Genomic DNA, 12,420 nt, shown 5'->3' on the forward strand with positions numbered 1-12,420 from the left:
TGGATCGTGAGCGAGATCTCCGATGTCCTATCTGACGGGGCGTCCATCGCCGACCCGATGTGCGGCACTGCGTCAGTAGCAATTGCGCTTGCACGCGTCGGTTTCGATGTAGTGGCCTCTGACGCACTGACGTTCCCGGTTGTGCACGCACGGGCTCGCCTCCTAGCCAAGGAAGCGCCAGAGTTTGCCGCACTGGGCGGCTACCAGGGAGCCCTGACATGGATGCGGGAAATCGAACCCGTACAGGGCTACTTCTACAAAGAGTTCGGCGCTGAAGGAGCACCCGCGAATGGCCGAGCACCGCGGCTCTACTTCTCCGCGGAGAATGCGGCTCGTATCGACGGTCTACGCGTTGGGATCGCCTCGCTGCGAGCGACCGAGACGATTACTGAGCTTGAGCACAGTATCTTGCTGCAACATCTCCTGCTCTCGACGAACAAGGTGGCCAACATCAGCGGCACCTACGGCTACTTCCGGAAGGTGCTGTCGCGCCCTGCACTGCGTCCTATCGAGTTCGAGCCGCTGGAGTTTGAGTGGACGCCTGGCCAGCACCGTGTGTTACAGGGCGCGGTGGAGAACCTCGCTCCTACTCTCGGAACGAGCGCCGTATACCTCGATCCGCCGTACACGAAGCGGCAGTACGCAGGCAACTACCACGTGCTGGAGACGCTCGCGCGGGGTGATGAGCCGGTAGCGGCTGGCGACGGCGGCCTGCGACCGTGGATGGATCAGGCATCGGACTTCTGTTACCGGCGAAGCGCAGGACAGGCGTTCCGCCGGACGCTGGAACACCTCGATGCCGATCATGTCTTCATCTCGTACAGCGAGGACGGCCAGGTTTCGCATGATGCGCTGATGGCTATCCTGGAGGAATTCGGCAGAGTTTCCTTACATGAGCAGCCTCATGCGCGGTATCGGAGCAATGGTCGAGTGAAGGATGGATCAGTGCTCGAACGATTGTACCACGTGGAGGTTGTGTAAATATGAGTCAGCAGATCGATATTGAAAGCATTTGGTGGCGAAATGTTCCGGTTGGGGAGTTCTACAACGTCGAACGCCATCCAAACGTGACTCAGGGTGGCCAAGGCTCGCTTTATTTCGAGATCCCTAAGTCGCTGGTCGACAGAACACTGGACTTTCTCGGACTGCCGAGCACTGGCTCTCTGCCCTTCACGATCCAAGCCGGAGCAATTGGCGTTTCGGCCGCATCCGGGCCCATTGAGTTCCAGAGAAAAGCAGGAGGCCGGATGCGTATTGTCCGGCAAAATCGCCAGATGGCTGGCGGCCAGCGCCATCCGGCGTGGAAGGTGGACCGTGGTTTCCCGACCGCGCCCGATGATGTCCAAAGCAAGGAAGAAGCGGAGCCCTACTTCCCCGACGGCGGCCTCCGTATATACATCGCAAAGACTTTTGACGGTGAGTTTTACGCGGGCTTCACAACGGGCAGGCGTCCGGCCGCCATGGACAAAAACAACCCCGCGTGGGATCTATATACGCAAGGCAGAATAGTCGGCGACGTTATTTACGCAGGTTGAGGTAGACATATGGTTAGCAAAATCGACGATATTTTCTCCTCTTGGGGCGAGGGTAGAAACGTGTTGCTCTACGGCCCTCCGGCGACAGGTAAGACGCGACTGATCAGCGAACTATTTCAGGCGCTTCAGCAACCGCCACAAGCCAAACGCGGCATCCAATTGAACGCGGCCAATGCTGTGCAGCCGTTCAGTCGTCCCGCGTTACCTATCACGATCCCTATGCCAGCAAAGGTCGTGTGGACCACATTCCATCAGTCGTATGGCTATGAGGACTTCGTCCTTGGTCTTAGGCCGAAAATGAACGCGACAGGAACGAGCCTCGAACCATGGGCGGGCGTATTTCTCGATGCTGCCCTTGAGCTTGATGACCCGCACTCTCAGTACAAGTCTGTAGTGATCTTCATTGACGAGATCAATCGTGGCAACGCGGCGCGGATCTTCGGTGAGTTCATGACATTCTTGGACTTCGATTATCGGGCGGACGGTAAGGTCCCGCTACCGGTTCCGCTCCGTCAATTGGCCTTCAGCGGTGGCGTCAGTGAGGAGATCCACAGACCGGGTGGCGACTCCTCAACGATCGCAGAGGGGTTCGTTTTCCCCAAGGATGTCTATATCGTCGCGACAATGAATAGTGTAGATCGCGCAGCCGTGCCGATCGACAGTGCTCTGGCGCGTCGCTTCGACAGGATCGAGATGCGCCCAGACCTCGACGCGCTGGCCGAGCACTGGGAGCTCGATCCTGCAACGGTGCCGGTTCCAGACGACAGCAACTGGATGGGGCTCGAGCCACTTGAAGCAGGCTATCTTTTGCTGGACCGGCTCAATGTGGCGATCGCGTCCGATCTTGGTCCGGAGTTCGAACTCGGCCATGGCTTGCTGACCCCGATCTTGGCATCGCTCGTGGACGCGTCCGGTACGGTTCAAGCCAGGTCTGAAGACGATCTCTGGAAGAGCCTGGCGAAGACCTGGGATGATGTGCTGTTCCCGCAGTTGGAAGATCGCTACTCGGGTCGGCCAGAGCAGCTCATGGGCCTACTCCACGTTGACTCTCCACCGGCTTCCGGCGACTACGCGTGGCGACTCAGATCAGCTAAGAGCGCCTCGGCGTCGGCGCGAACTCTGTCTCCGGTCCGAGTGAGTAATCTGGATCTCGACATCATCAAGCGGTCGTTCAAGTGGTTGACGCGCTGACCGAGGTCCGGCGCATCCCCCTCCAAGAGTATGGTCCGCCGGTCATACGGAACGTCGATGAGATCGACCTCCAGGCATTGAACGAAGCAAATTCGCGCTGGCGGCGCGCCCTCAGCCTAGGCGACAACCCGATCCGTGCTGAAGATCTAGGCAATGGACAGATCCAACTGCGAGCCGAAGGCGTCACCGGAGTCGTGAGGGTCGGCGACACCGACATAGAGATCGCGCCGAAGTTCTTAAGCAATGCCGTAGGCAGCTGGCAGTCTGTGCTGTGGCGCATACTCTCAGTTGTCGAGGGCGGGTACGTCGATGATCACTTCACGACGGCCAACGAGATCAACTCGCTCTCAATGCCGGATTTGCTCGCTGAGATGTTCCTGGCCTCGTATGCGAAGGGCGGCGCGAGAGGGCTACCTCGTGGATATCTCGCCGAATGTGGTTCGGGTGCGACGCTCCGTGGTGCACTGGACACAACACGTCTCGGCGAATGGGCGGCGAAACCATGGAACGTTCCGTACGTCGCGGACACGCTCACTGACGACACACCTCTGGCCCGATTAATTCGCTGGACAGCCACCTGCCTCGCGACGACGGTGAAAGCGCCCGGACGCGCACGTGCTCTGCGCGAGATTGCAGCTGGCTTGTCCCATGTCAGAGGCCAGCCGCCGCAGGCTTTTGACGCTCAACGGATCGAGTTGGGCATACAGCACCGTGGACTCGAAGCAGCAAAAGTGGTCGGGCTGCTTCTCCTCGACGGCTCAGGAGTACACCACGCCGCCGGAATGCACGCTCTGTCGGGGTTTCTATGGAAATCCGATACGATCTATGAGAACTACGTCTACTGGCTGTGCGGACGCGCAGCGCAACGACGGGGCGAGCGGGTCAGCAAGCACTCGATTAAGTTTGGCGAGCTGATAGTCGGGAAAGGACGATTGCTGGAAACCGTGCCGGACGTAGTGTTCCGTGATACTGATGGAAAGGCAGTTGCCGTAACCGACTCGAAGTATAAGGTATTGGGCACGCGCCCAAAATCCACCGATACCTACCAGGTGCTCACTGCTGGGCATGTGCTCGGCTGTCGCCGCGTCTCGCTCACGTATCCTGTAGCTCAGTATCAAGACCCCACAACCTGGAGGGTTGCTTCAGAGCTCGGTGGACACGACATTGAGCTGACGGCACTTCCCCTGAATCTCATGGCGTTGACCGCTGCCACCGGGCAAGAACGCCTGATCGACTCAATCAGTGAATGGCTTACACGGCCGCTACCCGCGACTCCCTGAACATATCGCAATTCCGCACTCATCTCTTTGGCATACTGTCACTCTAGGTACGGCTGCGAGGTGCGCAATAACAGTGACGCACTTGTCACAGGTGTGGGTATTACGCTAGCCCAACTTTTTCATGATGGCTTGGAAACCCACCTACGACTGGCGTAAGCCACGCACTGGTGGGTTTCCCCGTTCCAGGGCACGACGAAGAGCGCCACCCGCTGGCGCACGCGCCGGCCACCACCCACCGAAAAAAGTATTGCTGTTGAAGGAACCAAGAACTGAACCCCAGCGGCTCAGGCTGCCAAATGCCCGTCCGGCCACCTGCCAGCCAGCCTGCTGATCCGCTCCTGCAGCAACAGCACCAGCCCTGCTTCAGGTGCGTCTTGGTTGACCAGTATTCGCGGCCTTCGGCTGCCGGTGACCAGTTTCCCGGCCAGCGCCCACACCCGATACCGCCACCGCTTCAAATCCCAACTGACGGTCGCATGCTCTGCCGGCAACACCGCCAGCTGCAGCCATGTCACCAGGTTCAAAGCGAACATCGCCAGATTCGCCCAGGCCTGGTTCGCACCGAACGCGAAAAACGGCAACTTGCCCAACCCGGCAGCCTTCAACGACTTGATCCGATTCTCGCAACGGCCCCGCGCCCGATGCCGCACGTCCAAGAACGCCGGATCAAACCGAGGAGCATTGGTCAAAAACGCAGTCACCCGATTCCCATCCGTATCGAACAAACTGGCCTTCGCCCCGGGATGCAAGGGCTCGGCCCGCAAATAGATCCTGGTGCTCGGAGGATAGCCCTTCAGCCCCAAGATCTTGGTCGCATCGATCACCCACGCGTCCTCACGTTGCTGCCCGTTCGCGGTGAGCGCCGGCTCCCAATACTTCTTCTCGTTGATCCACCCGATGAACCGCTCATTGATCACCGGCAGCGCGTACGAGGTGGAGAACTGCAAACCCAGGGCATGCAGGAGGTGCAAAAATTCGCGGGACGCCCCAGCTGAATCGGTGCGGACCAGGATCTTCTCACCGATCAGGCACCCGTCCTGGTCATAGAAATCATCGGGCAGCTGGGCCAGGGCCTCAGCCAGAATGCTGATGTGGTCAGCCGCGGAATTCGCTCCCTTATTGCCCGGGCGCATCCTCACCGCCAGCACCTCGCCCGTGCCATGGCCCTGGCCGTAATCAGCCATGGCGATCATCGGAGCGAACCCGTACCCGCGCTTGTAGGTGCCTTTGGCGCCTTCCTTGTCGGAGTGCACATGCACCAACGAGGCATCGATATCCAAGATGAGCGGATTGGCGCGGGTGGCCCGCACGGCCGGGCTGCGCCGGCCAGCAGCGGCCCAGAGCCGGGAACGGACCTCCCTTTGCATGGTCGCGAAGGCGTAGTCGAACGCGCCGGGATGCGCGGCGAGGCGGGTGAAGAAGCGGCTGAACGTTGATTCGGAGGCCACCGGCCCGAACACGCTTTGGGCAAGGCGTAGCTGGTCGGTGTCGGTGACGTGCTCCCCGCCAGCGGCGAGGGTCAGCACCAGGTCGCTGATCATTTTGCCTGGACGGTGGGTCGCGGTGGCGGGGACGAACTGGCCGAGCCGGTCCTCGGCCAGTTGCCGGAAGCCGAGGCTATTGAGCAGGCTGGTCAGCGTGGACAGCCCAGCATGGGACACCAGATTCTGGGATGTGGTCACGGTTGGGAGCTGCGGGTAAAGACCGGTATGATTATTCACTGAAAGAGTGATCCTTGAACTCATGGAATTTTGGCTTAGACACCTTTATTTTCCCAGTTCAGATCACTCTTTCGTCTTTAATGACAGTTAATTACGGCACCCATCATGAAACACCCGGGCTAGACATGTTTATCAACGCACAGCGCCCTGCTTCTGTGGAGATTAGACGAATCTCCAATGAGCAGGCGCAGGCCTCCGGCAATTCGTCAGACTGACAGACCCTTCTATGACCTTTGTCAAGCCATAATCACCTGCAACTGACGATAGATGCTCCGAGCGATATAGCGCTTGAGAATCCGTCTGATTTCCTTCGGGCTCAAATCGTCGGCCGTACGTTTCTCAACATAGCGTTTCGTCGTCTCATCATGTCCCATCCTCGTCCGCGCGACCACGTCCAACGCCTTGTTCACCTGCCGGTCTCCATGACGGTTCAACCGGTGACGTTCGTGGTTTCCGGAGGAAGCTTGTAACGGAGCAACGCCAGCCAGCGCAGCAAACGCGGCTTCAGAACGAACACGCCCATGGTGGGAATAGGCCATGAGAATCCATGCTGTGCTCACAGGCCCCAGACCAAAGACTTGCTGCAATTCCCCTGTCTGTCAGGGTTGAGTGAGACCACCGATTCATAGCAAGTTATCCTCCCCAGACAGGGCGAGAACAGGACCAACCTCCACCATGAGCATCGCCTCCATCCACCCAGCCACCGGGACCATGCCGGAGAATGGAACCATGGATTCCACCCAGCCCCGCCCGGACCAGCCACGCCGGCGCACCATCACCGCGGCGCAGAAACTCGCCTACCTGCAAGGCTACGAGCACGCGATCCAAACCGGCGAGGGCCGCGGCTACCTGCGCGCCAACGGGCTGCATTCCTCCCAGATCGTCGAGTGGCGCAGTCTGCGCGACGCGGGAATCCTCGGCGGGAACAACCCCGCCAGCACCAGCAGCAGCACCGGGAGCAGTAAGGGCAAGCTGGGCAAGGAGCAAGCGGAAATCGCCCGGCTGAAGAAGCAGCTGGCGGCCAGCGAGCAGAAGCTGCCCACCACGCAGACCGCCCTGGAAATCATAGGAAAAGCACACGCGCTCTTGGAACAAATCTGAAAAGAGCGCGGATTCCAAGTAGACGTCCGCAGCCTGCTCGCCGGCACCTACCTGCAGCTGCTCGACGGCGGGGTGCCCACCCGGCAGGCCAGCGCCCTGGCAGGGGTCAGCCGGGCCCCGCAGCCAGCGTCCCCGGGTCCCCGCCCGGCGCCGGCGAACAAGCTCACCACCCAGGAAGAAGCCCTGATCCTGGAAACCCTGAACAGCGAGCGGTTCGTGGACCAGGCTCCCGAGCAGATCTACGCGGTCCTGCTGTCCGAGGGGACGTACCTGTTCTCGGTGTCGGCCATGTACCGGTTGCTGCGTCGTGAGAAGCAGATGGCCGAGCGCCGCCGGCAGGCCCGCCAGCAGCCCGGAAAATCCCGGAACTGGTCGCGCACCAGCCCGGAGAGGTGTTCACCTGGGACATCACGAAACTCGCTGGGCCGGCCAAGGGGACCTACTTTGACGCGTACGTGATGATCGATATCTATTCGCGCTACATCGTCGGTTGCCAGGTCCATGCCCGTGAATCAGGAGAACTGGCGCGTGAGTTCATCGCGCAGGTATTCGCCACCGACCAGATCCCCAAGGTGGTGCACGCCGACCGGGGACCTCGATGACCTCGAAGCCGGTCGCCGCATTGCTGGCAGATTTGGACGTGCTCAAATCGCATTCCAGGCCGAAGGTCAGCAACGACAATCCGTATTCGGAGAGCTGGTTCAAGACCTTGAAGTATCTTCCGGTGTTTCCCGAGCGGTTCGGTTCGCTGGCCGATGCCCGGGAATTCATGGACCGGTTCGTGAAGGCGTACAACGGTCAGCACCGGCATTCGGGGATCGGGTTCCACACTCCTGCGGACGTGCATTTCGGGATGACCGGGCATGTTGAGGACCAGCGGCTGGTGGCGTTGCAGAAGGCATGGGACGCGCATCTCGAACGGTTCGGTCAGCGTCGCATGCCGAAGAAACTACAGATGCCTGAGGCCGCGTGGATCAACGAACCGGTGAAGCAGGAAGAAGGTGAAGAAATGCAGGCTGCTTAGCACCCTTTGGTCTCACTTGACTTGAAAATTTCCGTTCCGGAGCCAGTTGCTCATCGAGCTCAGACCTCGCTCGGCTGTTCTCCTTCAGCATCTGATCAGCAGCCATGATGCTTGTCGCCAAGAACTTCGCTTCGTCCCGGGCGAGCTTTTGATCGATCGTGTCAGCTTCATGCTCTCTCCACCTGCTGACCTGCTTGATCGGACGGACGCTCAAAGGCTTACGGGCATCCATTCCCAGATCGTAGGTACGCAGCAGCGCTGAGAGCGCGTTGCGGTTCACGGTTCGTTGGGCATCGATCCGTGCGCGACTGGCCGAGAGGATGCTCAATGCCGCTCTTGCGCCTTCATCACGTGGTTGCAGCAGCTTGGTAATGTCTTTCGGCAACAGGCTCATGGCCGCGGCGGTCGCGTCGATAGTGTCGGATTTTCCTCGGCCGGCCTGGTCTTTTCTCCGTGGCGGTTTCGCCTCGACGACTGCTACCTGGTGCTCGGTCAGGGCGTGGGTGATCGTCGCCCCGTAGGATCGGGTTCCTTCGACTGCGGCGATGCATTGCCCTTGGGTGTTGCGCTGGATCCAGGCGACGGCCCTGTTCATCCCCGGGGACTGACGGGGAAGGTTTGGCAAGCTTTCCTGCTGCCGGTTCGGGTGTTGATGATGGCGTAGGTGTGGGTTCGCGCGTGGGTGTCGATTCCGATGACGTAATCGTATTTTTCTGCAACGATGGTCATGACGGTTTCGCCTCCTTCTCCGGTGTGTGGCCGTTACGGTTGGCACCGGTCCGGGAGAAGTACTTGGCAGGCGGATCTCTAATGAGTCACACGCCCAGCCAGGGTGTGGACGACCTTCTATGAAGCCATATCAAGTGGCCGGATTGGTGCCACCCACCATGACGGACAGGTCATGTCCAAGTCATCCACTCACATGTGAAGACAATGTTGTGATGAGTCACATCGTGGTGGGTGGCATCTATCTTGCCAGCGGGTCCCAGACCTGCCAAGAACCATTAGAGAAGTTGCGAGATTACACACCAACTCGCCGGAACATTAGTACCTTCAACACCTATTCGGCAAGCGGGTCGGGCAGGCCTGGTTCTTAGCTTGCCAGCTGATCCCAGACCAGCCACTACAAGACTCACAGTTTCTAATTTCCGCTGGTCGTTATCATTGAGATGAAGCTCAGGTTTTCGGAGTTTAGATAGCTGATGAACTCGTTGACCCGTGCGTTGGTATCTCCGAAGATTTTTGACGGTGGTTCGATAAACCTCGCCAGGTGCCACGGATTCCACACTGGGACTCTGGCGTCCCATTTTGTGAGGTCGACACCCGCGGCACGCTTGGGGGCGATACCTCCTGTGGCCTGCTTCTTCCAACACAATGCTGCTTGGTAGTGCTGATGGTCCGTCTGGGAGGTTAACTCGCGTTGAATCGGTGGTCTTACTTAACTCTGACAGGCAGATTCTTAATGCTAGTTGCTGAACCAGTTTATGTCGGAACAATATGCCATACTGAGGCAAAGTAGCGCTAAGGAAGGCGCGGAATTGGGGGGGGAGAGATGAAGATTAGCCAAGTCAAGATCAAGAACTATCGTAGTCTCAAGGATCTGGATCTTAAGGTTGACGACTACACCGCTCTGATTGGATCCAACGGCTCCGGTAAGTCGTCCGTACTTTATGCGCTTAGTTGGTTTTTTAGCGGTAAGGGACTGGAGCAAACGGATGTCCATGAAGTCATGGAATCGAGTAGCGCCGACGAGAAAGCTGCCAATTCATTAGTCTCTGTCTCGGTATCATTCTCAGATCTGACGGATGCGGATCGACAGCGGTTGGCGGAGTACGGGCGGGGTAAGTCTGTGACGTTCACTCGATCTTGGTCCGCCAGCGATGGAAAGTCGAAGGTCGTCGGTAACGCGTTGGCCGGACCAGGATTTGCTCATATCCGACAGCTCAAACTAATCAAAGAAATTCGGGACGCCTACAATGGCCTGCGGGTGGCGGGCGTGGAACTTCCAGACTTAGGCGCCAAAGCGGCCAAAGATGCGATGCTCCAAGCTTTGGTGGATTGGGAAGACGAGCCAGCGAACAGTTCTCAGCTTGAACTTGTTGATGGCGCCGATGCAAATCATATGTTTGGAATCAATGGTGCAAATGTCATCAATGAATGTGTCCGGATCGTGCTTGTCCCAGCCGCCACCGACATCTCTAGCCAGGTGGGCGACACCGGTAAAGGCTCGACGCTAGCCGATCTGATCGGTGGTCTTATGGCCAATGCGGGCGCGGCGGCTCGAAGTGAATGGCAGGTAAAGAATGCCAAGCAGATTGAGGAGCTCAACGCCGCGGTGAGGACCAGTGTCGAGCAGTCAACAGGCCTGCAGGCGAAGCGGATAAACGCCCGATTGGCTAGCCTCATCCCCACCGCCAAGGTTGAATTCACTCCGACGGTGCCTGACTGGTCACCGAAAGGCGAAGCATCAGTTTTAACGAATGTCAGCATTGATGGCTTAACAAACGACGTGAGTCGTCAGGGGCACGGCGTGCAACGTGCTGTCATGATCGCTATGTTCCAATCCCTTGTTCCAGACGCTGAGCTGATGTTGGCCAGTCACGAACGACAAGAAGACGAATCTGAAGATGAAGCGCAGCTTAGGCTCGCGGAAGAACTTGAAAAGTTGCCCTGTCTTATTGTTGCCATCGAAGAACCGGAAATTTATCAGCATCCGATTCGTGCGCGCGCTTTCGCACGGGTGCTGGCTGAACTATCTGCTCAGTTCAACGTCCAAGTCTTGGTTGCGACACATAGCCCGTACTTCGTCAGGCCTGACCAGTTTGAATCCCTCCGGCGATTCACTTTGGCCAAGGGCGTCTCAGAAGTGAATACTGCGACGCTTTCAAGGTTGGCGGTAGCAGCAGGCTGTGACGAGGCTCGGGCACAAAAGACAATTCAGCTCAATCTGCCGACTGCTTTTTCGGAGGGTTTTTTTGCCGACTCTGTTGTGCTGGTCGAAGGCGAGACAGACAAAGTGGTTCTGGAGTCCCTTGCCGAACTGTTGAATTCACCACTCGACGGACTAGGTATTTCGGTTCTGGATATGTCGAGCAAAGACGCAATTCAGGTACCATTTGCCATGCTTTCGAAGGAATTGGGCGTTCCGGCGTACGTCATGGTTGACGGCGATGCATTGGGCGCGGCTCGGAAGCATTCAGATCCCGCAAAAGCGGCAAACGCCCGGAATAGCCACAAGAAGTCGACGGAGACGATTTGTGGATGGCTTCCCGATGCGACTGCCTGTTATGGAACTCTTCCGTACACCTTTGGCTCCCCAACAGTTGTGACCGACAATTACACGATCTGGGAGGACGACATTGAGGAGGAGCTTGCCAAGTGGCCATCATTTCTCACCGTGCTGCAGGCCAACGGCGGAGCCCTCCGCGAAAAGAATGTCTTAGCTTATCGGGCGGCTCTCCTTGCTTCAGACGTGGATGAAATGCCAGCTTCGCTAAAAGAGAGCTTGGCTGCGATCATCCGGTTCAGGGAGAGTGCCCTCGAACTCGATTTCGTCGAAGGAGTAGCGTCATGAGCCGGGCTGACCAAACTCAAACAGAGAAGCCTATGAACAAGATCGTCTACCTCAATGAAGATTCGGCATCTGGATACTTAGATGTGCTATCTGACAGTCGAGAAGCGAAAATTGTTGGAAATTTAAACTTTGCGAAGGAGCCGATTGATGGCTGAGACTGTCTCCTCTTGGTTTGCCAGTCTGAACTCGCTCTATACGCCTCTATCGAGTCACTTCGATGCGGCGAAGAGTCACAAAGACTCGGTCGAAGCCCGACTGAATTACGTGATTGGTGTTTACCGCATGTTTGAGATTGGGTCGCTCCGGCATGGAACGGGTATCTGGCGACACAGTGACGCGGACTACCTTGCTTCCTTAAAAGGTGGCCGACCTCAATCGTCAACGACGATGCTGAATAAGGTTCGTGACGCTTTGATTGGTCGTTTTCTGAACACCACAATCTCTGTTCGGAGTCCCGCAGTCGTTTGCAGGTTCTCGGATTGTGAGGTTGAAGTTGTCCCGGGATACGTGGCTGATACAACTAATGGACCTGGGTATTGGATTGCCGACCCGGCGTCAACCGGTGGATGGATGAAAACCTACCCCGAAGCGCACAACGACTTTGTGAATAGCGTGAACAAGAAAGTTGGTGGTGGGGCAAAAACGCTCGCTCGTCAGCTCAAGGTCTGGAAGTACGAGCGGGATGTGCCGGTCTCTTCTTGCTACCTTGAGATGCGAGCAGCCAAATATATGGAGGGGCAGCAATCGTATGTGTCGATCTTTGACTTATACCTTTCTTTGAGTAGCATCTATTCGGCTAATTTGGCTGCGATGAACGACCCAACCGGGCTCGGCTCGAGGTTTACGGCTTGCTCTTCGGACGCTGCTAAAACTGTCGCTCTGTCGAAGCTTTCGACTGCGGTGAGCCGGTCTTACAGGGCCTTCGATCACTACCAGGCGGGCGACCATGCTAAATCCATTGGGCAGTTGAAGCTGCTCTTCAACAGGTAGGCGA

The 12,420-nt window shown here is 57.8% G+C and carries 8 protein-coding genes and 3 pseudogenes; 8 read left to right on the top strand and 3 right to left on the bottom strand.

The genetic code is table 11. The features are described 5' to 3' along the window. The first annotated feature begins 6 nt into the window (after positions 1-6). Genes IEY43_RS02445 through IEY43_RS02460 form a run of 4 tightly spaced genes read left to right on the top strand, consistent with a single transcriptional unit; the run spans position 7 to position 4,006 of the window. On the top strand, positions 7-981 hold the full coding sequence (locus IEY43_RS02445) for a DNA adenine methylase (protein ID WP_188946994.1): 975 nt from the start codon (positions 7-9) through the stop codon (positions 979-981). Between the two features lie 2 nt (positions 982-983). Beyond that, complete coding sequence (locus IEY43_RS02450; protein ID WP_188946995.1) at positions 984-1,535, top strand: hypothetical protein; 552 nt, start codon at positions 984-986, stop codon at positions 1,533-1,535. Between the two features lie 9 nt (positions 1,536-1,544). Beyond that, positions 1,545-2,726 carry an AAA family ATPase gene (locus IEY43_RS02455; RefSeq protein WP_188946996.1) on the top strand — a complete coding sequence of 394 codons (1,182 nt, stop codon included), beginning with the start codon at positions 1,545-1,547 and terminating at the stop codon, positions 2,724-2,726. Beyond that, positions 2,711-4,006 carry a 5-methylcytosine restriction system specificity protein McrC gene (locus IEY43_RS02460; protein ID WP_188946997.1) on the top strand — a complete coding sequence of 432 codons (1,296 nt, stop codon included), beginning with the start codon at positions 2,711-2,713 and terminating at the stop codon, positions 4,004-4,006. The genes IEY43_RS02455 and IEY43_RS02460 overlap by 16 nt, the downstream gene beginning before the upstream one ends. A gap of 284 nt (positions 4,007-4,290) precedes the next feature. Here the strand turns inward: IEY43_RS02460 and IEY43_RS02465 are convergent, their stop codons facing one another. Together IEY43_RS02465 and IEY43_RS02470 are read right to left on the bottom strand one after the other, a co-directional pair. After that, positions 4,291-5,727 (bottom strand): IS1380 family transposase, encoded by a 1,437-nt coding sequence (locus tag IEY43_RS02465; RefSeq protein ID WP_188946998.1) that lies wholly within the window; start codon positions 5,725-5,727, stop codon positions 4,291-4,293. Between the two features lie 236 nt (positions 5,728-5,963). Then, positions 5,964-6,302: pseudogene (locus IEY43_RS02470) on the bottom strand (transposase); the annotation flags it as partial. A 100-nt stretch (positions 6,303-6,402) separates the two neighbouring features. Between IEY43_RS02470 and IEY43_RS02475 the strand changes: the two are divergent. Beyond that, positions 6,403-7,852 (top strand): annotated as a pseudogene (locus IEY43_RS02475) (IS3 family transposase). A 37-nt stretch (positions 7,853-7,889) separates the two neighbouring features. Here IEY43_RS02475 and IEY43_RS02480 read toward each other — a convergent pair. Further along, positions 7,890-8,581: pseudogene (locus tag IEY43_RS02480) on the bottom strand (IS110 family transposase); the annotation flags it as partial. Between the two features lie 823 nt (positions 8,582-9,404). Between IEY43_RS02480 and IEY43_RS02490 the strand changes: the two are divergent. The 3 genes from IEY43_RS02490 to IEY43_RS02500 are packed head-to-tail and all read left to right on the top strand — an operon-like array spanning position 9,405 to position 12,416. Continuing rightward, complete coding sequence (locus IEY43_RS02490; RefSeq protein ID WP_188947002.1) at positions 9,405-11,426, top strand: ATP-dependent nuclease; 2,022 nt, start codon at positions 9,405-9,407, stop codon at positions 11,424-11,426. After that, positions 11,423-11,581 (top strand): hypothetical protein, encoded by a 159-nt coding sequence (locus tag IEY43_RS02495; RefSeq protein WP_188947003.1) that lies wholly within the window; start codon positions 11,423-11,425, stop codon positions 11,579-11,581. Before IEY43_RS02490 ends, IEY43_RS02495 begins: the two co-directional genes overlap by 4 nt. Then, positions 11,574-12,416: an SMODS domain-containing nucleotidyltransferase gene (locus tag IEY43_RS02500; RefSeq protein ID WP_188947004.1), complete on the top strand. Its 843-nt coding sequence runs from the start codon at positions 11,574-11,576 to the stop codon at positions 12,414-12,416. Before IEY43_RS02495 ends, IEY43_RS02500 begins: the two co-directional genes overlap by 8 nt. The last annotated feature ends 4 nt before the right edge of the window (positions 12,417-12,420 follow it).

Source organism: Glutamicibacter protophormiae (assembly GCF_014647495.1).
GTDB lineage: Bacteria > Actinomycetota > Actinomycetes > Actinomycetales > Micrococcaceae > Glutamicibacter > Glutamicibacter protophormiae.